Source organism: Paenibacillus sp. FSL L8-0470, assembly GCF_038008625.1.
GTDB lineage: Bacteria > Bacillota > Bacilli > Paenibacillales > Paenibacillaceae > Paenibacillus_AQ.
In genome coordinates this window covers 2,432,318-2,452,847 of the sequence record NZ_JBBOZM010000001.1, presented here as the reverse complement: position 1 = coordinate 2,452,847, position 20,530 = coordinate 2,432,318, and the positions used below count along the sequence as shown (strand labels likewise).

Genomic DNA, 20,530 nt, shown 5'->3' with positions numbered 1-20,530 from the left:
TTAGAGTAATTTCAGCTCAGCCAGCAGCTTGTACATCACGACCGCTGCTTCTGCTCTCGTTGATGAATCTTTAGGCTTCAAAAGCTGTCCGTTACCCTGCACCAGCTTCTTGCCTACCGCCGCAGCTACGGAATCCCTTGCCCAACTGCTAACGCTGCCGTTGTCCTTATATCCGCCCAATTCAGCTGCAAGCTTGGCAGATTCTGCAGCAGAAGCCCGGCTGCCGATAGTGCTGTCTATTGCCCGCATCAGCATCACCATCATCTGTTCACGGGTCAGCGGATCATTACCGTGAAAAAGTCCACCTTCTCCCGTTACGATTCCTGCCGCTGCAGCTGCTTCCACATAAGGGTAGGACCAGTTCGCAGCTGAAACATCACGGAAAGCCGGCGTCTCCGGCCGCTGCGGCTGCAATCCAAGAGTTGCTGCCAGCAGCTTGGTGAATTCAGCCCGGGTCAGGATCCCTTTTGGCGCATAAGCCGTTCCGTTCATCCCGTTTACAATCCCCCTAGCCCCCAGCACCTCTACTGCTTGCTGCGCCCAGTGGCCTGACATATCTGTGAATTCAGCTCCGCGTAGCATTACCGCATATAGTCCAGAAGCTGTAATTCTGGATTGAACAACGGCGTCTTCCGCCGCAGTCACTCCGCCAATATAGTTCCATATGCCTTTTGCCGGATCGTTGCTATAGATTCCAAGCTTCTCACGGCCTGTCGTCCAAGGCGCTTCCTTCGGGTACCTTACCGTCAGCTTGGCCGGCATCAGGAACGGAGCACTCGCTTGCACCTGCCACGCAGAACCTGCCTTCAGCAGCTTTTTGCCGGTTGCGTCGAGCAGTACTTCTTTCTCCAGCTCAGCTTGGGCCAAGCTTACAGTGGTATTGTCAGGGAAGGTTCCTGCTGAAATCTCCAGCCGTGCCCAGCCATTCAGTACAGACAAAGTACCTCCAGCACTTCCGATAACCTGACTGTCCTTGGCTCCGGTTACTACAGGGGTCTTCACTTCCGGGGTTGAACCCGGGTTCGGATCTGCGCCTGGATTTGGAACTGCACCTGGATTTGAGGTTGTCCCTGGAGTTGGAGTCGTTCCTGGGGTTGGGGTTACCGCTGGACTTGGAGTGGCTCCCGGACTCGGAGGGGTTGATCCTTCCTTCAGGTCAATCGACTCTATGTAGTCATCCTTCTTGCTGTAAAGCAGCTTATCCCCGGTAATGCCGATCAGCTTCGTTCCGGGCTCTATTGCTGGCAGTGATTTCACTGCATATGTAGAAAGGTTCACTTGCTGCAATGTGGCAGCACCGTCCCTCTCCTCTTGAAAAACTGCCTGCCCTTCACCTATCGACATGAAGGCATACTGGGTTCCTCCAGGCTTCATCTCGGTGAGATCCACAGGCAGAGCAGTCAGATCCTTGATATTCAGAATCACATATTTGCTCTCGGAAGACCCATTTTTTTGCTTAAACAGCACATCGCTGCCGTTAAAAACAAACCAGTCCACATAGCTTGCTCCGCCCAGACTAACAAGTGCACGCGTAGCTCCGCTTTTCAAATGGAGCAGACTGAGCCCCCCGTCACGGGCATTCTTATACACCACATTGCCGCCGGCCAGCACCGGGAAACGTCCTTCGCCAAGGTCGGCTTCAACACCCGTAGCCAGATCATGATAGATCATGCTGCCGTAATTTTTGCGCTCGTACCAGACTACACCGGCTCCATCCGTAGTCGGATTGCCATATGTGCCAGACTGTTTGTTAAGCTTTCTTCGGGTACCCGTCTCAAGATCGGCAGTGTAAATATCCCAGTTCAGTGAAGACTCCTGCTCTGTTCCTTTGTCGGCCCACACTGCAACGTTGCCGCTCACATAAGGCGCATCCTTGGCGGATGAACCCGATGTAAGAACAGTGCTGGCACCACTGGCCTGATTCATCGCGTGAACCTGCTTCACCCCATCGGCCCCTGCTTCCAGCCATACGATCCGGTTACCGGATACGTTATAGTCCGTTCTACCCGGATCGGTCCCGGCAGCCAAAACCTGCTTCATGCTAAGGCCGCCGCTAATCAGGCCCACAAGCAAACTCACCGCCACTGCGGAAACAACCATCCGCGAAAACTTCCCTTTCCTAATAAACCTCATTTACTTCTCTCCCCTAGCGCTATTTGTAGGCACGCCAAAAAACCAAGTGCCTTGAGCGGCCCGGCTGTCTTAACATCCTCCTTTGGATGAAGTAGACCCGTGGCTTTGCGTCTCCGACTTTCGTACGGATTTGCCTTTGTTTCAAACTCGGTTTTTCTGTCCCGTTATGGGTATACAAGTGTGACTTTAGATGTACAGGACTCTTTCTTTATCGGAATTTATCCCTATAAAATTAATAAGTCCTAGTTCTCCCTTACTTATATATCTTTTCCTTTTTTCGGAAATAGGCTTCGTTCTTCGGCATTTGTAAAGATTTACAACAAATATAGAAACAAAAAAACGGCATCTCTGCCGTTTAATTGTGTTATAGACTCTCAGGATTCGAACCCAGGACCTATATAAAGGATTTCACTAATTACTCCTGCTTTAAATGCTTGGCTGCGGCTGCAGGTGCAAACAGCGAGTTTGCAAGCAGAGCTACCGTTCCTTTATACACTGCGTGCGACGCTGCGACACTTCCCAAATGTCCTCCTATGTGCAGGTGAATCACTCCGTGAAGAGAGGACCAAATCGTACCTACAATAAATTCCGCATTTGAATCACCGGCGATTAGGCCTTGCTCTTGAGCGCTGACAATCACGGACAACAAGCGCCGCATAGCAGTAACAGTGCCTTTCATACTCTGCTCATCCGGTTTGAAATCGGCAAATGCTCCCCCAAACATCAATTTATAGTAGCTGGTGTAGCGCTGGCCAAATTCCCAATACACTTCTGCCAGATTAATTAAATACTGCTGCAGATCCTCTGACTGTGAAGCACTCTCAAATTCGCTCGAGAGTATTTTGCAGCCCTCCAGATATAATTGCTGGGCTAAACCTTCTTTATTAGCAAACAGACTATAGATGATCTTGGTCGAGCAACCCATCTTCTGAGCTACTTTTCGCACGGTGACAGCTTCCGGCCCTTCTTCCTGAAGAATAAAGGCTGCTGCATCAACTACGAGTTGACGAAGACTAGCTGTGTTCTGTAAGCGGGCTTCCTGGTAGGTTGTCAGCTTTCTATTGCTTGCGTCAGCAAAATTATTAGGTTCATTCAACTTAATCGCCTTCTTTATTTATGTTGTTATTCTCGGGAAACGCAGTTTCCAATCATATACCACGCATTCTATACAGTCGATTCCACAAAGTCAATCATACATACACATATCTTCTTGCAAATTTTTAAAAAAGAAGGTTTGACTTTCTCCAGCCAGCGGGTTACTATGATTTCAACAGGAAACAACGTTTCCTAACGAATACATCGTTTTAATAGGAGGAATAATTTTATGAATATTCAAGGAAAATGGTCGCTAGTCACGGGTGCCTCTTCCGGTATTGGCGAACAATTCGCAATACAGCTGGCTAAACAAGGAAGTCATCTGGTTCTCGTAGCCAGATCTAAGAACAAACTCGATGACTTGGCAGCGGAGCTCGAAAGAAGCTATAACATCAAGGTCAAAGTCATAGCTATGGATCTTACGGAAGCAAGTGCACCAAGCGAATTGTTCCAGCAATGCCAGCTGTTGAAACTTGAGATTGAGCTGCTGGTCAATAATGCCGGATTTGCCACTCATGGGAGGTTCGAGCAAATCTCAGGCCAGCGGCAGCATGAGGAGATTATGTTGAATGTTGCTGCCGTCGTAAATATGACTCATTTATTCTTGCCGGATATGCTGCGCAGAAGCTCTGGTACTGTGATCAATGTATCGTCCACCGCAGGATTTCAGCCGCTCCCCTATATGGCTGTGTATGGGGCAACCAAAGCTTTTGTCTTGTCCTTTACAGACGCATTATGGTGGGAGAATCGTGACCGTGGAGTCCAGTTCTTTGCACTTTGCCCCGGTTCTACAGATACAGCTTTCTTCACCGTCGTGGGGACGGAGGATGCTTCAGTCGGGAAGAAAGCAACTCCACAGCAGGTAGTTGAGACTGCGCTGCGCTCACTCGCGAAAAAGAAGATATACACTGTTCCAGGCTCGCAAAATTACCTCGGAGCACAGTTGTCCAGATTCGTTACCCGAAAGCAGAGTCTGCGGATTGTTGGAAACATGCTTGCCCCAAAATAGCGTATAATGAACAAAATAGAAAATTCACAGAAAGGGGGTAGGATACATGATATTGAGCATGAATTGGATTACACTCAGGGTGCGGGATCTGGAGGCATCCCTTAATTTTTATCACAGCATTCTGGGACTTCCGATTGACCGCAGATTCGAAAGCAGAGGAAGACAGATTGTAATGTTAGGCACGGAGGGGCAGCCCAAGATCGAGCTTATTCAGGGAAGCGACCCGGCTCTGAAGCCGGAATGCGGTGTGTCCATTGGGTTCGAGGTGGCGTCACTGGATGAGGCGATAGAGAGTTTCAAAAGCCAGGGTATCCCGGTAGCGCGTGGTCCGATCACGCCGAATCCACGCATATCATTCTTTTATGTACTGGATCCGGACGGTTTCGAGGTACAGATTGCAGCGCACAGCTAAGCCAGTGTTTTCGTCTTTTCACTATGGAGCAGAAGCAATAAAGCTGCACCCCGTCACAAGATTCATAAATTACCCGAAACGGGGCACGGCATTCAGACAAATTTGTTTCAGTGTCCTGCTAGGGTGTTAGTTAACTTTGGTAAACAACCACTTCTGAGCATCACTTCCATTGTCGGTCCATTGCTGGACCAGTGCCCCATCTGCCGTAGAAGATCCGGATACGTCCATGACCAACCCACTCCCTTTGGAAACAAGTTTGAAGTACCCGCCTCCCGCATCCACGATTCTCCACTGCTGGGCATTGGAACCATTATCGTCCCATTGCTGAAGCTGTACACCGGTGGAAGTACTTGAGCTTGGGACATCCAATACTTTTCCGCTATGCATTGCAGTAAGCTTGTAGTATCCATCACCTGTACTTTCTACCTTGAATTTCTGGTTATTGGCAGTGTAATTGGTCCATTGCTGCATTTTCGCTCCACTGGCTGTGGAAACGTCCACTACATCCAGCGCCTTGCCGCTCGCCTTGTTTGTTAAGGTATAAATACTGCCGCTTTCGATATTTGGCGAAGTGGATGCCTGATACACGCGTACATAATCAACCAGCATTTGTGCCGGGAATGGAGTTGAATTGTTGGGACTGCCCGGCCAATTTCCGCCCACGGCAAGATTGAGCAGTATAAAGAATGGCTTCTGGTATTCTTCCGTATTTCCAGTTCCGTTCTCAATATAGAAGGCATTATATTGGTTGCCGTCTACAAACCACTTAATATAATTTGCATCCCACTCAATGCTGTAGACATGGTACTGGGAAAAATCCAGATTGCCGGATACCTGTCCATACTCAGCATGTCCATTGGCATCCCAATGCACTGTGCCATTAACAAAGGCATTATTGTTTACACGTTCCATAATGTCGATTTCCCCGCACTGAGGCCAATGCGCCGAATCGATGTTCGTTCCAAGCATCCAAAATGCCGGCCATATTCCCTGCCCAGAGGGCAATTTGATTCTCGCTTCGATTTTTCCATAGGTAAAACTTTTTAATCCTTGTGTCTTTATCCTTGCAGAGGTGTAATTCTTTCCGCCATAGGATTCTTTGAGTGCAGTAATGACGAGATTCCCCCCGATAACGTTCAAGTTCTGCGCACGGTTGGTGTAGTACTGCAGTTCATTGTTTCCCCCGCCATCGCCGTTAACTTCGGCAGACCAATTGCCAGTATTCAGAGAATTCCCGTCGAATTCGTCGCTCCATACCTGATTCCAGTTAGAAGCTGCATTTGAATGCCCAGCGGGTACTAAAGAAATCAAGAGTGTGAACAGAAGTAATAGAACCAGAACTTTTCCCCTTCTCAACATCATCTTTCCCTCCTCTTAAAATGAAAGTTTTAATAGGACGCAGGAAAACAGACGCTAACAGTCTAACCATGATCAGTCCAGTAAAATCACCTCATTTATTTTCTTTTATTTCAATGCACGGCGCGCGCTCCGCACATTTGAAACCTGAATTAACCAGAGCATAATAAGCGTTCTCCACACTGTATAGGTACCGACGCCTTTGAAGGGGGCCGTCTAATCTGTTCACTTTATTGTTATTCAACCTGTTTCGTATATAAACACCTGATGTCTTCATTACAGTGGTAGTTTCACAGGAAATTATGTAAGCGCAAACATTTTGTATAAACCCATTATAAACCGGTTTCGGTTCATGAATCCACCTATATTTTGTCCAATTTTCAAAAAATTAGTGGATGTGATGTAGGTGCTCGCACAGCTTAGCAGTCTTGATGCTGAGACATCTTCACAACCCGGCGATAATAAACAACAGTGAGCACAGCGAACAGAAAATAGATGAGCGTATATACCGACATGGCAATAGCTGCCGGGAAGGTGAGGTTGGATAAGGACAGCGCAGAAGCCGCTTTTACGGAAAAGATGGAATGCAAAAGCCCGATCGCAAGCGGAATCGCGAATACAAACATCTGCTTGCGGACAATGCCGCCCATGATCTCACGCTCCCCGAATCCGAGCTGCCACAGAATCGTATAGCTATCCCTCTCCTGTTCTGCCTCTGTCATTTGCTTGAAATACAGAATACTGCCCGTGGAAATCAGGAAGATCAGGCCGAGAAAACCTGCTATAAAAATGATCAGCCCGAATTTTCGGAGCGCCCCTTTATAAAAGCTATCGAAATCGGGATTGCCTCCCTCTTCCTTGACATATTTCGCATAGATGCCAGCTGCGGCTGCACGCTCATTCTTATCCGCAATTTGGTAGGTGTCGATAATAATGGCTTCATATACAGGGGAAGTTGGTAATTGCTCACGAATAGCCTTTATCGAGGCCAGCGGCATCACCAGCTGATGGCCGTGTAAGCTGAAATTCATGGCATAGCGATCATTTCCCCGTGTTAATTGTATGTTGGTGTGAACCCCACTTGCCCCGAAATCAACAGCTTGTGGAAAAGTAACCGGAAACGGCTGCTTGCTTAGCGCCTTCTTGAGGCCGGTGTACCAGACGGCCTCACCCTGTCCTGGGACAATAATGTCTGCACCGCTTGCCTGCAATTGTTCTGCCGCGAGCAACAACAGGCTGCGTCCGTCCCCTTGCCCTTTACCGATCGTGCCAGACAGCCGGACTGCCTCAACCGGTTGATAAGCAAACGCAATTCCTTCCTTCTCCAGCTCAACACGAAATGATTTCGCATCCCGCTCATTATTGGCAAAGATAAAGTCGTAAGGCAGCATTGCTCTAGACTCACTCTCCGCCGAATAGTACAGCGAATAAGAGATGGCTACCATCGTCAGCGTTATCGCAGATAGAATGGTAATCAGGGTGAGCGAGTTCGCATTCCCCTTCATGCGATGCATGATCGGGGCTAGCGACAAACTGTTTTTTAGCCCGAGCTGTCCATCCTTCCCCTTTCGTATCCGGAAGAACAGCCAGCCTATCGTCACACGAAACAGCAAATAGGTCCCAAGTATGGTCGAGGCGAGAATCACAAGCACCTGCTGGAACAGATTCTGGCCGAGGGTTTGGCTGGAGAGCAGATAGCCTGTAACGATCAGTCCAATCCCAAGCAACCCCATCAAAGCGGACAGAACAGTCTTCGGCTCTCCCGGATAATCGCCCTGCTTGTCCGCCTTGAATAGATCGAGTAGCGTTGAGCGGTAAACCTTGAACAGCATTTGTACCATGGTAAGGCCGATAAGCACAGTAAATACGATGACGGTCTGCAAGGCGGCTCCACTCGAGAAAGAGAGGGTTACAACGCTTTCTATACCGATCAGTTTCATCAGAATAAGCATAAAAATCCGCGCCACAAGCGCTCCCCCAACTATTCCGGTCAGGAGCGCCCCCATCCCCAGCAGTGCACTCTCCGTGATGAGCAACCTTGCTACCGCGCTGTGCGTCAGGCCCACCAGCTGATACAGCCCGATTTCCTTGCTGCGGCGTTTCAGAAAAATGCTGTTCGCGTAGATCATGAATACAACTACAATCGTGAGCACCAAAATTCCGGCCACATCAAACACCAAAGTAAATGGAATATCGCCGAATGATGCTGCCATTACCGATGAGTCATTCTGCAATGTGGCAAACACGAAATAAAGGGCTGTACTGAAAATTAGTGCAAAATAATATAAGTAGTAATTTTTAATATTTTTCCGTACACCACGGATAATCAACTCAAACAGTGTCAATATGATCACCCCCGAGCACGGCCTGCACATTCAATATATCTTTGAAGAAAGCTTGCCGTGTCTTGCTGCCACGGTACAATTCGGAATACAGCACTCCGTCCTTCAAAAACACAACTCGGCTGCAATAGCTCGAGGCCACAGGATCATGAGTCACCATCATAATGGTAATATTGTGCTGCCCGTTAAGCTCCTCCAGCATTCCCAATAGAGAGGAGGCCGCCTTCGAATCCAAAGCACCTGTCGGCTCATCCGCAAATACGATGGAGGGCCGGTGGATTAATGCGCGTGCAGCAGACGTCCGTTGCCGCTGCCCCCCGGAAATTTCATTCGGATATTTATGGGCAATCTCCCCGATGCCAAGATCTGCAGCCATGGCCTGAAAATCAGCCTCCACCGCTGCTTTCTTCATCTTATCGAGGGAAAGGGGCAGCAGGATATTCTCTTTTACCGTCAACGTATCAAGTAAGTTGTAATCCTGAAAGATGAAGCCCAGCTTCCTGCGCCGAAAAGCAGACAATTCGCTATTTTTCATAATTGAGACATCCGTATCTTCGACGAGAATTTTCCCTTCCGTCGCTTTATCAATGGTCGCCAACACTTTGATCAAAGTCGACTTCCCCGACCCGGACGGCCCCATGATTCCGACAAACTCACCTTCCACTACACGCAGGTTGATGCCCTTCAGCACCTGCTGAACATTTCCCCTGACACCAAATGATTTACGGACTTCCTGCGCATGCAGTACGGTTCTCAGCCCATTGTTTTGATTCATCTCCATAGCCTCCACTCTGATATAACCTTCATTTTAGAGAAACAGGCCATGCCCGTCGCCCGTATCAGATGACAAACAGGAGGTTCTACGTGACAATATTATCATATTGAAGTCCGGACAGATTCGAACGCATTGATCGCGGTGAAGGTCATCTGAATAGCCGTTCCTGACTGGGACTCAGACTCTACCGTTAACCTAATCCCGATTTTGTCCGCAACAGTTTGAGCTAAATAGAGCCCCAGTCCAGTTGCCGCATTTTGCAGTCTGCCGTTCTCTCCGGTAAAGCCTTTGTCGAAAATACGCGGCAAGTCCTGTGCGGCGATACCCGGTCCTTCATCTCTAATCGTCAGTCTGACAGGCCCATCCTCTATGGCTGTAGTTGACAGTACAATCATTCCGCCCTCCGGGCTATATTTAACCGCATTCGTCAATATTTGCCTGATAATAAAACGGCACCATTTGCGGTCCGTTCTAACTAGGTTCTCTTCGCCTTCAAACTCAACAGCTATATTTTTCTCCATACACCAGGAGCTAAGCTCACGTACTTCCAGTGCAGCAAGCCGCTGAATTCCCGTCTGTTCCAACACATAATCAGCCTCAAGTGTCGGCAAACGCGAAATGTATAATTGCTGGTCGATAAGTAAATGAATCCGCAGCCATTCCGATTCGATTTTACGCATCGCCGGATGGTCTCTGTTGGCATCGATGGTTAATTTCACTGCAGTCAGCGGCGTCTTTACCTCATGCACCCAGGCAGCGATATAATCCTGTTCCATAGATCGGGCAGAATAGCTCTTCGATATTTTATGCCAGTACCAGTGGTCCACTGCCCGTAAGAGCTGGTTCGTCGCTTCCTCCTGATACAAATAAGTTGAAGGCAAGGTTTCAACCCAATCTTCATGGATTCCTTCAGCCAGTTCTGCCAGTGCTCGCGGATACCTCGTTTCTTTACGAAAACGCCACCCAAGGAAAACGATCATCGCCAGAATTAGCAGCAGGTTTAAATAGAGCATCGAATTGCCCCGGATGGAAATGCCATTATCGATCCAGATCAGCAAATCTACAAATAACAATGAGAACAGGAAGAACACAATCCAGCTTTTCCTGTCATACAGATAGCGGAGGAATAAACGTTTCCCGCTCATAACGTACACGCCATATATCCAAGCCCCTTTTTTGTTACAATTGCTTCTTCCAGTTGGAAAAGCGCCAGCTTTTGACGCAGCCGCGTTATGTTCGCTGTCAGCGTATTGTCGTTGACGAAGGTCTCATCATCCCACAGCTTGCGGATCAGATCCTGGCGTAAGATCACTTTATCCTTCTCCTTGACGAGCACCACCAGAATAAAAAATTCGTTCTTGGTCAATAGCACATCCTGCCCATCCTTACGGATCAATCCACGCTTCATATCAATAATGGTGCCGTTCCATTCGATAAGGTCATCAGCTTCCTCTCTGTAAGCATAGGTCCGGCGGAGAACCGCTTGTATTTGCGCGAGCAGCACGTCTATATGAAACGGCTTTTGAATATAATCGTCCGCCCCCATATTCATCGCCATCACCATATCCAGCGGATGATCGCGCGAAGATAGAAAGAGAATCGGCACTTTTGACACTGCCCGAATCTCCCGGCACCAGTGAAAACCATCATACATTGGAAGTTGTATATCTATGATGACCAGCTGGGGCTGCACTTTAATGTAGGTGCTCATCACATCATCAAACCGCTCCGGTCCCGTGACATGAAACGACCACTGCTCCAATCGTTCCTTTAAGGAAGAAAAAATGGCCTCATCATCTTCGATAATAAATATATTAAAATCCATATCGGCGAGCTCCCTTCCGGCTGTTGCTCCTTCATCATACCATTCCGCGCTTCCATACAAAAAGGGGAGGCAAATGAATCGCCCCCCACTGTAATGAACTTATTGCGGAAGCAGCATCGTGAACAGCAGAGCCGCCAGTTCCTGCTTGTTCAACGCCCGCTGAGAGCCGTAATCGAACATGCCGTTCGATTCGGTCACCTCCGGTCCATGCAGCTTCCAGATGACCGCAGAGCTGACAGCATCGGCAGCCCATTTCGACGTGCCCGGTGCAAGGACAGCCGTGGAATCCGGCATCCTAATTCCCGTTACAGTAAGTAAGCGGTAGACGATAGCCGCAGCTTCTTCGCGAAGAATCGGACGGTCCGGTTCGAACAATCCGCTCCCTGTTCCATTCAGCATACCGGCCTCGACAGCGGCTTGAATAGCCTTTCGGTAGGGAGAATTTTCAGTATCCTTGAATACAGACGGATTTGATGATTCAGGGATGCTCCATATCGCGTTAAAAATATGGATGAACGCTCCACGGGTGACCGTTTGCGTAGGCTCAAATGGCTGTGACAAATCATCCGTTAAGAACCCCAGTGACTTTAAGCTAAGAATGTAGCTGGCATACGGATGATCGGCCGCTACATCCGGGAATTCGGCTGGATCCTCCGGTATTTTGGCTGCATAGCTGAATAAATTAGAGTATTTCATATAGAGGATACGGCCCTCGGCATCCGCCTTGAAGGCTAGAGGATTCCCCTCCTCATCAACGAACAGCAGCTCACCGGTCTGCTTCAACTGGTGACGGCTAAGCATATCGCTCACCCTTAGGGTGCCATCTCCTGCCACTTCGACTTTGGTCAGTAGTTTAATCCGCAAATCGGAGTACAGGCCTTCAAACTTGGCAAGGTCTTCCGCCGACTGTACCTTGAATCCCTTCGCTTCATACGGCGATTTGCCACTCGCATAATAATGATTCATAAAAGCGGTAAACAGATCATTACGCAAATCTTGATTCGTATTGTAAGAAACGAAAACACCCGTTTTACGGTCAGGCAGAATCCACAGCAGCGAACTATAGCCCAGAATATCGCCACCTTTGGAGATCACAGCTTCACCCTTCGTTTTGGCCGGAAGAACAGGCGATTCAAAGCCATATGTCATATCCGGCAAATCCGGATGGATGGCCATCTGGTAAGCTGACATCGCCTTCACCGATTCAGGTGACAGGATAACCGTGCCGTCCGACGCACGGCCATCATTCAGAAAAGCTTTCATAAACAATGCCATATCGGAGGCGGTCGATAACATGCTGCCCTCCGGCCATTCACCCGGCGAAAACCCATACACCGGAATAGCATTGCCCTCCGCATCATAAGAAGTGACGAGCCGGCGGGTCAAATCTTTGGTCATGCTAAAGCTGCTTGAAGTCATACCGAGCGGCTTAAACAGATGTTTTTGCACATAACTCCCGAAGGATTCTCCACTTACCTTCTGCACAATGTATCCCTGCAGCCTGGAAGCAAAATTATCGTACATATAGGACGTTCCCGGCTTGCGAACAACAGGTGGGAACACATCGTAGATGCTTTCTTTTAATGAAATAGGTTTCTGGGAAGGGTCAAATAAATAGCTGGCATCCGTAGGTTCGCGAACTTCAAAACCGGTCGTATGCGTCAACAGATGCTCTATCGTTACCGGTGTATCGAAGGGATTTGTTACTTTATAACCATCCAGGTACTTTTCAATGTTGTCCTGAAGCGAAATTTTCCCTTGATCGACAAGTTGCATAATGGCTGCGGCTGTAAATACTTTAGAAACGGAGCCTATCCGGAAGGTACCCAGGCTGGCATCAACCCGTGCCTTCGACGTTTTATCAGCTACGCCATAACCTTTGGAGACAAGCACTTTCCCGTCTTGAACGACAGAGACCGCAGCCGATCCGGCTTTTTGCTTGATGGCATCCTGGGCAAAAAATGCGTCAAGAAACGCCTCAACCTCCTTCGCATCACGGGGCCCGTTCTTTAAATCTCCCGGGGCAGCGCTGCTGAGTGCGGCAACTTGTTGGACCGAGGCTAAATGATCTGATGGCTCAGACGGCTGAGCATACGCGCTTGCTTCAACGGCAAGAGTCAGCATCAGCAGAGCGGCCAGCATGCCGGACTTGCGGCGGGTTTTGTTATTCTTATTCTTATTCTTACTCAACGAAAATCCTCTCCTTGCTTTCCTTAAATTTGGGCTTAACCCAAGTCAGATCGAACAGGCAGTTTCAACCAACACATTTATTGTATGGTTAAGCGCAAACCCTGTCGTTCGATCCAGGTGATAAGCAGGAGGGGGTTTGTTACATTGTTGTCACTTTGGGAATCACTTTCTAGTTTTCTTGGAACATATCCTTGGCCACCTGTATTGCAGATGCGGCACGCGGCCACCCCGCGTAAAAAGCGAGATGTGTTATCGCTTCGATCAATTCTTCCTCGGATAGACCATTCTCCCGGGCCAGACGGATATGAAAGGGCAACTGCTCGGTAAGTCCACCAGCGACTAGCGCCGATACCGTTAGGAGACTGCGTTCCCGAAGCGATAATTGCTCTCTCCGCCATACCTCCTCGAAGAGCACTTCTTCTGAATAGCGGGCAAACGCTGGGGCAATCTCCCCAAAGGTTTCAAGGGCTTTCGATGCAATTTTACGATGCTTCATTCCAATCCCCTCCTTTCCTTCTATGGATGTTCAATCATTTGTGCGATGCCATTGCCAAACGTCCAGTCCTCAAATTCCGTATCGACCAGCACGACGAAGACGTCTTCTTTCCTGATGTGGAGGGTGTTCGACAAAAGTTGAGCCAACTTGCTGTAAAAACTCTTTTTTTGCTCTGTGCTTCTTCCGGATTTGAGCGTGATTTGAATAAAAAGCAGTCCATCCGTTCGCTCTATATTCAAGTAATTTGGACTATAGTAAAACTCACTTGCTTTGTGTGCATGGAATACTTGAAAAAAATCATCTTCCGGTACGTTAAAATGCTCAACTAGAGCACTCATGATATCACGGCTAATATTGGGTAATTGCTCTGCATCGTATTTATTTTCCAAGTAACTTACCCTGACGAATGGCATGTTCCTTCACTCCTTTAGCGATTTATCCTTATTGTACTCCCATCACTTATTCTGTATAATTGAATTAAATGATACAAAAATTCAATTTTTCCGATGGAGATATAGACTATGGACTTAAAGGAACTCACTACATTTCAGACTATCCTTCAAGAAGGAAACTTCTCCAAAGCCGCCGCAAAACTGAACTACGCACAATCTACGATTACGAACCAGGTTCAGCGGCTGGAGAAGGAACTGGGTATCAAGCTTTTCAAACGAGGCTGGGATTCAGAGCTTACCGCTGCCGGGCAAATATTTTCAACAGAGATCGACAAGCTGATTCAACATTGGAACTATGTAGCAGAACAGGCCAAAGCTTTGCAAAAAGAGGAGATCGGCACTCTCAGTATCGGAGGGCTGGAATCGTTAACAGAGCAAGTACTGCCAAACTCGCTGAAGCGGTTCCGCGACTATAAGCCCAATGTATCCTGCCACTTCGTAATCGGGAACACAACCACCCTGTCCCGTTCACTGCTTCAGAATGTATTGGACTTTGCCCTATGCGGAGAGCCTGCCGAGGCGGCTTCGTTTCACTTTGAGCCACTGTACAACGAGCATATCTCTTTCATCGCAGTGCACAACCACCCTTTGGCCGGGAGAGACGAAATCCCTTTTGAAGAATTACTGGGTTATCCAATCATATCCGGGGGAACTACCTGTTTATATTATTCGCGGTTATCGAAGCAATTTTCCCGTTACACTGAAACTCCTTTTCTGTATACAGTAAGTCAAATCTCAGCCATTGCGGGGTTCGTCCAGCAAATCCCTTCCTCCATAGGAGCCGTTCTCGATTCTACGCCATTACCGCCAAATGTTGTGAGAATCCAAGTTGAACTGAAGGATTCCGCCATTCCGGTCGGCCTGCTGCAAGCACGCAATGATGAATATATATCCTCATCCAAGAAACTTTTGATGCAATATATAAAAGAAGAGCTGGAGCTTGATCGACGCCGAAATTAAACGCAAAAAAACACGCCGTATTTGGCGTGTTTGGTTTGCTTGTCCGATTAGAGCAAGTGCTTTGGAGTCGCTTTGTATTCCCTGGTCCAAAGGATGCGGTCTATCTCTGCCTGTAATACCTTAAAGCCGCCGCCCTTAAAAGCGGCTATTGCCTAGAGAGTCGTGTTGACGCACGGCTCTCTTTGCATTGTACGTCTTTTCTATCCAAACAGCAGAAAAAACGGCATCTCTGCCGTTTTTTCTGTGATGGACTCTCAGGGACTCGAACCCTGGACCAATTGATTAAGAGTCAACTGCTCTACCAACTGAGCTAAGAGTCCAAATAGATGTCTAATTATTCGAATTCCACTAGACTGGTATCTTTCAAAAAAAGAAATCATCTTCAAAAGACGCTTTAATATCATATAACTTTATATTGCTTATGTCAAGAAAATCATTACTCGAGTTCTTTCATTATTTTAGAACTACCTGTTTTTGCGGGACAACACATAGTAGACCGGCAGTCCGGCCAGCGTAATGCCGATACCCACAAGAGAACGCAGCGGATCACTGACAATTGTGCTGGCCAGAATATAGATCCCGCCTGCCACCCCTAGAATAGGGGTAACCGGGTAGAGTGGCACACGGTAGCGTCCTTTCTCCGGCGGCAGTTTTTTACGCAAGATGAACACACCAAACACACCCATTGTAAAGAAAATCCACAACACGAACACCAGTAAATCCGTCAGCGTATTAAAGGTTCCCGAGAAAATATAGATGACCGCCAGCACACTTTGAAAAATGAGCGCATTGGCTGGAGTCTGGAACTTGGGATGGATGCTTCGGAGTACCCGGGAAAAAGGAATCTGATTCTTCTCCCCCATTGCCTGAGGTACCCGCGCCGCGGTCATTAAATACCCATTCAGCGCACCAAGTACAGACACGATAATCCCCGCGGTAATGAAAGCCCCGCCGCCGCTGCCAAACAAAGCCTCTGCTGCATCAGCCCCAGGAGTCTGGGAAGAAATGATCTGGTCGTAAGGCAGCGCCTTGAAAATTGCAATATTGAACAACACATAAACGGCGATCACGAACATCACACCAATGGAGATGACCTTCGGCAGGGTCTTGGCCGGATCTTTGATTTCTCCTGCCATATTGGTCACGCTGATCCAACCGTCATAGGCCCATAATGTGCCCAGAACCGCCGCCCCAAAGCCTGCACCAGTCGCAGTAGCTCCAATCCCTCCAAAGCCGGGAGCCAAATCCGAGAATAAACCTACTCCTACGATACCTGCAACCGGAATCAGCTTCCCAACAGTCGCAACCGTCTGAATAATACCGCCGAATTTGGTCGCAATGACGTTCATGAGGAGAATGAATGCCAGAATGGACACCGCCAGCAGCTTCTGCTGCCATTGATTGAGCGGCAAAAAGTAGCCGGAGTATGTGGCAAACGCTATCGCCAGCGCCGCAACGGAGGCCGGATAGGAGATTACAGCCTGCACCCAACCCAGCAAATAGCCGAATACCCCGCCGTACAATTCACCTAGATAAGTATAGAGTCCTCCTGACTTAGGAATGGCGGCTGCGATTTCCGCCACGCTCAGCGCCGAAGCCAGCGTAATGATTCCTCCAATCCCCCAGGCCAAAATACTCATCCATGGCGTACCGGCATGATTCAGCACAATACCCGGCTTCAGAAAAATCCCCGATCCGATGATCATCCCCACCACAATGGCCAGAGCTTCAATGAATGTTACATTTTTTGTTAGCGGCTTCGTATTCATTGTGAAATTAAAAGTCCTTCCTGTCACGAAATTATAGATCTCCCGGTTGTATTATATGTATTGGGGAAAATTACGTATATATAGTTTACGACATAACAGCAAAAAACACATCCCGAAACCACGATGTGTGTAATAATGTTCTCTCTTGACACTCTATATGAAAACGCTTATATTGGACATATTATCAATACGTTATATAACGTTATGCATGTTGTTTATTAGATATCTGTGTAGAAAGGTTGATCTTTATGAAAGTTGTTGCAGTTGGATATAGCTGTATGGATGTTTATGACAATCTGGATAAGAGCTACCCTACAGGCAATGGTGTTGATTTTGCTATCAATATTAAAAAACAGGGAATCCCCGCCGCTGTTGTGAGCGCTGTGGGAAATGATTCTTATGGGGTACAGATGGCGGAGAGGCTGAAGATAAGCGGAATTGATACTACTCACCTCCGGGTGGATAAGGGCTCAACGGCACAAATTCATATGCAGTTGATTGATAACGACAGAGTCCACGGTAATTCTATTGATGGAGTTATGGCCAATTATTATTTGACAGATGACGATTTTGACTTTATTAAGCAGCATGATTACATTCATACAGATTACTTCGGACGTATTTATGGCTTACTGGCACAATTCAGACAAGCGGGCTGTAAGATCGCTTTTGATTTCTCTACATTTTTGGAGGATAAGGATTTTGAATTGATTATCCCGAATGTGGATTATGCTTTATTCTCATACCCGCAGCGAGATTCGTGGATTGAAGACAAAATGAAGTGGGCCTGTGATCAAGGAGTACAAATCGTAGTAGCTACTTTTGGAGAGTTTGGAAGCTTGGCGTACGATGGTAAACAGTTCTATTCGGGAAGCATTATAAAAGTAGAAAATATTGTAAATACAGTGGGAGCCGGGGATTCCTTTTTTGCCGGATTTATGGCTGGGGTGATCAAGGGTTTTCCGATAAAAAGCTGCTTGCAAGAGGGTGCAAAGCTGTCCGCTGAGATTATTCAAAAATTCGAACCCTATTAATTTACAAAGCTGAGGATATTGGAGGAGGAGAAAAAATGATTATTGATGCACATGTACATCCGATTTATTTTGATACGATTTGCGGGGATGATTCCGCCCTGAAATTCCGTTCTGAGCAGTTTGGTACCTATAAGCAGTCACCTTACAGTTATGAGGAAATTATAGCTGAAATGATTTATGGTAAGATCGACCGTTCCATTCTGCTTCCACTTGATTTAACAACACAAAGTGGCGGCTGTATTGTAAGTAATGAGGAGATCAAGAAGATCACAGATCTTCATCCCGATTCATTTATTGGATTTGCCAGTGTAGATCCGTATCGGAAGGATGCGGTGGAGGTTTTGGACAATGCCTTTGCCAATCTGAAGCTAAGCGGGCTAAAGCTGAATCCTTCCAAGCAGCGGTTTTATCCTGATGATAAGCTATTGTGGCCGATCTATGAGAAATGTAGAGAATACGATAAACCGATCATGTTTCATGCCGGCTTGAGTTGGGAGCCTAATGCGCTAGCCAAGTATGCTAACCCGATTCATTATGAGCAGGTAGCAGTGGAATTCCCGGAGCTGAGAATGTGCCTCGCACATTTTGCATGGCCATGGGTTAGAGAAATGATGATGCTGTTGATAAAATATCCTAATGTCTACACAGATACCTCAATGCTGTATATGGATTCCTTTAATGATTTTATGGAGCGTATTTTTATGAAGGAAATGGAACCGCAGACCCTTGAACGCAATTTTGCCAAGCAAGTGATGTTTGGTTCAAATACCCCGAGGTTTCGTGCGTTTAAATTAAAAAAAGCTATAGAAAATCTACCGTTTAGTGAACAGGTAAAGACGAACATTTTTGGGGGAAATGCACTTGCATTTCTAGGGGAGGAGAAATAAGCTTATGAACAAATTAGTTTCAATCTCATGTATGTCGAAGCAAGCGGTTCAAATGATAAATATTACGGAAGAAGTACACAAAATCGTTGCGGAATCAGGAATTACGAATGGCCTGGTCGCAGTAATTACGGCTCATACTACCACAGGAATTACAATCAATGAACCGCTGGAGTGTGTAGAAACAGATATATTACAACGGCTGGAGAAGCTCGTTCCTGATGATGATAAATATATTCACGCTCATTTTCTTCCAACCTATGGAGCCACAAGCAATAACTCGCCAGGTCATTTGAAATCGATGCTGCTGGGAAATAGCTGTATGTTTCCAATTCAGGGATCTAGAATTGTGTGTGGTTCTGCTCAACATATCTATCTTGTGGAGTGTGACGGTCCGCAGACTCGTAAAGTATACGTTCAAATGATGGGTGAGTAACTGGAAGATACTATACCGTTTCTAATAACGGATACGCTAACAACAATGCATCATCAACGGAGCTATTTTGTAAGCAGTCTTATCTGCTTGTGAAATAGCTCCGTTTTTACGCAACGATGATAATAGCTTAATACCAAAGGTCTAAATATTTGCTTATTTTTTAAGTAATTGTGTGCTAGTATATTCTGAGAAAACATCACCAGTCTCCATATCTATTCTGCAAAATTTGAGGGGGCTTCCTAACAATGCATGAGAAGAAGGTTTCTTGGCTAGAGCTTTTTTACGATTTGTTATTTGTAGCTGCTGTTTCCAAAGCTACCCATGTATTGCTACATGTCGAGCATAACAGTATTTCCGTTGAACATCTGGTGAAATTCATTCTGATTTTCGTTCCGATTTGGTGGGCTTGGGTAGGGCAATCCGTATACATCAACCGATTCGGCCGTGACAGCAATGCGCAGCGGCTCTTTATGATCGTGCAGCTGTTTTTTGTTTTGATCATGACCGCCAGTCTTGATGTGGACTTTGATGCAAATTATTTGCCTTTTTTTGTCGGATATATCGGTTTAAGGAGCTTAACCGCCGTCCAGTATGTGCTCTCTTCGCGGACAGAGGCTGCACATAAGCAGAAAACAGCCCGTTTCTTAGGAGCCTCCTTTGGGCTGGGGATCGTTATCTCCTGCGTTTCCCTCTTTTTCGACTCCTCAGTACGGTATTTGTTTCTATATGCAGGCATTGCTGTGGACATTATTGTACCTCTGCTCGGACGAAAGATTTTGGTCAAGACGCCTATTCATACTGCGCATTTATTAGAACGATTTGCTTTGTTTACCCTGATTCTGCTTGGTGAGTCGGTAGTCAGCATGCTGTCTGTCCTGCAATCCTATAAATTCACAGGATCTTCTGTTTTATTTGCAGCCCTGGCTTTTCTATTAGTGATCGCCATCTGGTGGCAATACTTCGAGAATGTGGAGAAGCACGTAGACAAATCGAAACAAACGGCAGGACAGAGCCTCATATACGGGCACTTGTTTATTTATTTTTCACTCAGTATGATTGCCGCTTCCATACAACTTCTCTTTATAGATCAATTGGAATACGTATTTATGCTTTGTTTTGCCTTCGGCTCTGTGCTGATCTATTATATTTCCGTGATGTTCATACTCTTTCAGTACAAATTCAATCATCTTAGACCCAGCTTCACCGTTGTTACTCTGTTAACCGGCATTCTTTGTGCCCTGTTTACCCTGGACCTATTTATAGCGGCTTCTCCACATCTTATAGTGGGCGAGTTGATGTTGTTCTTCATCATATTTGCCAAGGCAACGGCTTGAAATAGGTTATCTGTGTCCCTTTACAGAT

18 protein-coding genes, 1 tRNA gene and 1 riboswitch are annotated in these 20,530 nt (G+C 47.0%); of the genes, 7 read left to right on the top strand and 12 right to left on the bottom strand.

Annotated features, from left to right (window positions below):
• Positions 1-2,133: an S-layer homology domain-containing protein gene (locus tag NST99_RS11020; RefSeq protein WP_341091606.1), complete on the bottom strand. Its 2,133-nt coding sequence runs from the start codon at positions 2,131-2,133 to the stop codon at positions 1-3.
• 51 nt (positions 2,134-2,184) lie between these two features.
• Positions 2,185-2,278, bottom strand: a riboswitch (cyclic di-GMP riboswitch).
• A 270-nt stretch (positions 2,279-2,548) separates the two neighbouring features.
• A complete protein-coding gene (locus NST99_RS11015) occupies positions 2,549-3,229 on the bottom strand; it encodes a TetR/AcrR family transcriptional regulator (protein WP_341091605.1) in 681 nt (226 codons plus the stop codon).
• Positions 3,230-3,457: 228 nt separating this feature from the next.
• Here NST99_RS11015 and NST99_RS11010 point away from each other — a divergent pair, with 228 nt between their 5' ends.
• On the top strand, positions 3,458-4,237 hold the full coding sequence (locus NST99_RS11010; protein ID WP_038589173.1) for an SDR family NAD(P)-dependent oxidoreductase: 780 nt from the start codon (positions 3,458-3,460) through the stop codon (positions 4,235-4,237).
• 46 nt (positions 4,238-4,283) lie between these two features.
• Positions 4,284-4,649 carry a VOC family protein gene (locus NST99_RS11005; RefSeq protein ID WP_083675605.1) on the top strand — a complete coding sequence of 122 codons (366 nt, stop codon included), beginning with the start codon at positions 4,284-4,286 and terminating at the stop codon, positions 4,647-4,649.
• A gap of 126 nt (positions 4,650-4,775) precedes the next feature.
• On the opposite strand, the gene NST99_RS11000 is transcribed toward NST99_RS11005, so the two are convergent.
• The 8 genes from NST99_RS11000 to NST99_RS10965 form a co-directional block, all read right to left on the bottom strand.
• Positions 4,776-6,008, bottom strand: coding sequence for an RICIN domain-containing protein (locus NST99_RS11000; protein WP_341091603.1), 1,233 nt, complete (start codon positions 6,006-6,008; stop codon positions 4,776-4,778).
• Positions 6,009-6,424: 416 nt separating this feature from the next.
• On the bottom strand, positions 6,425-8,350 hold the full coding sequence (locus NST99_RS10995; RefSeq protein ID WP_341091602.1) for an ABC transporter permease: 1,926 nt from the start codon (positions 8,348-8,350) through the stop codon (positions 6,425-6,427).
• Positions 8,337-9,122: an ABC transporter ATP-binding protein gene (locus NST99_RS10990; protein WP_341091600.1), complete on the bottom strand. Its 786-nt coding sequence runs from the start codon at positions 9,120-9,122 to the stop codon at positions 8,337-8,339. Before NST99_RS10990 ends, NST99_RS10995 begins: the two co-directional genes overlap by 14 nt.
• Positions 9,123-9,223: 101 nt before the next feature.
• Positions 9,224-10,267, bottom strand: a complete 1,044-nt coding sequence (locus NST99_RS10985) for a sensor histidine kinase (RefSeq protein WP_341091597.1) — start codon at positions 10,265-10,267, stop codon at positions 9,224-9,226.
• The gene (locus NST99_RS10980) at positions 10,264-10,947 is read right to left on the bottom strand and encodes a response regulator transcription factor (RefSeq protein ID WP_341091595.1); all 684 of its coding nucleotides are present in this window, start codon (positions 10,945-10,947) and stop codon (positions 10,264-10,266) included. Before NST99_RS10980 ends, NST99_RS10985 begins: the two co-directional genes overlap by 4 nt.
• A gap of 99 nt (positions 10,948-11,046) precedes the next feature.
• Complete coding sequence (locus NST99_RS10975; RefSeq protein ID WP_341091593.1) at positions 11,047-13,137, bottom strand: serine hydrolase; 2,091 nt, start codon at positions 13,135-13,137, stop codon at positions 11,047-11,049.
• 169 nt (positions 13,138-13,306) lie between these two features.
• Positions 13,307-13,633, bottom strand: a complete 327-nt coding sequence (locus tag NST99_RS10970) for a carboxymuconolactone decarboxylase family protein (protein ID WP_341091591.1) — start codon at positions 13,631-13,633, stop codon at positions 13,307-13,309.
• Between the two features lie 20 nt (positions 13,634-13,653).
• A complete protein-coding gene (locus tag NST99_RS10965) occupies positions 13,654-14,046 on the bottom strand; it encodes a tautomerase family protein (protein WP_341091589.1) in 393 nt (130 codons plus the stop codon).
• Positions 14,047-14,154: 108 nt separating this feature from the next.
• On the opposite strand from NST99_RS10965, the gene NST99_RS10960 reads away from it, so the two are divergent.
• Entirely contained in the window at positions 14,155-15,045 is an 891-nt protein-coding gene (locus NST99_RS10960; RefSeq protein ID WP_341091587.1) for a LysR family transcriptional regulator, read from the top strand.
• Between the two features lie 247 nt (positions 15,046-15,292).
• Here the strand turns inward: NST99_RS10960 and NST99_RS10955 are convergent.
• Both NST99_RS10955 and NST99_RS10950 read right to left on the bottom strand, forming a co-directional pair.
• Positions 15,293-15,365 (bottom strand) — tRNA-Lys (locus tag NST99_RS10955).
• Between the two features lie 144 nt (positions 15,366-15,509).
• Positions 15,510-16,841, bottom strand: a complete 1,332-nt coding sequence (locus NST99_RS10950; RefSeq protein WP_341091585.1) for an APC family permease — start codon at positions 16,839-16,841, stop codon at positions 15,510-15,512.
• Between the two features lie 221 nt (positions 16,842-17,062).
• Between NST99_RS10950 and frlD the strand changes: the two genes are divergently transcribed.
• The 4 genes from frlD to NST99_RS10930 all read left to right on the top strand — a co-directional run bounded on the left by frlD (position 17,063) and on the right by NST99_RS10930 (position 20,502).
• Positions 17,063-17,848 (top strand): fructoselysine 6-kinase, encoded by a 786-nt coding sequence (gene frlD, locus NST99_RS10945; RefSeq protein WP_341091583.1) that lies wholly within the window; start codon positions 17,063-17,065, stop codon positions 17,846-17,848.
• Positions 17,849-17,883: 35 nt separating this feature from the next.
• Positions 17,884-18,735 (top strand): amidohydrolase family protein, encoded by an 852-nt coding sequence (locus tag NST99_RS10940; RefSeq protein WP_341091581.1) that lies wholly within the window; start codon positions 17,884-17,886, stop codon positions 18,733-18,735.
• Between the two features lie 4 nt (positions 18,736-18,739).
• Positions 18,740-19,168 carry a secondary thiamine-phosphate synthase enzyme YjbQ gene (locus NST99_RS10935; protein ID WP_341091580.1) on the top strand — a complete coding sequence of 143 codons (429 nt, stop codon included), beginning with the start codon at positions 18,740-18,742 and terminating at the stop codon, positions 19,166-19,168.
• A 245-nt stretch (positions 19,169-19,413) separates the two neighbouring features.
• On the top strand, positions 19,414-20,502 hold the full coding sequence (locus tag NST99_RS10930; protein ID WP_341091578.1) for a low temperature requirement protein A: 1,089 nt from the start codon (positions 19,414-19,416) through the stop codon (positions 20,500-20,502).
• Positions 20,503-20,530 lie beyond the last annotated feature (28 nt).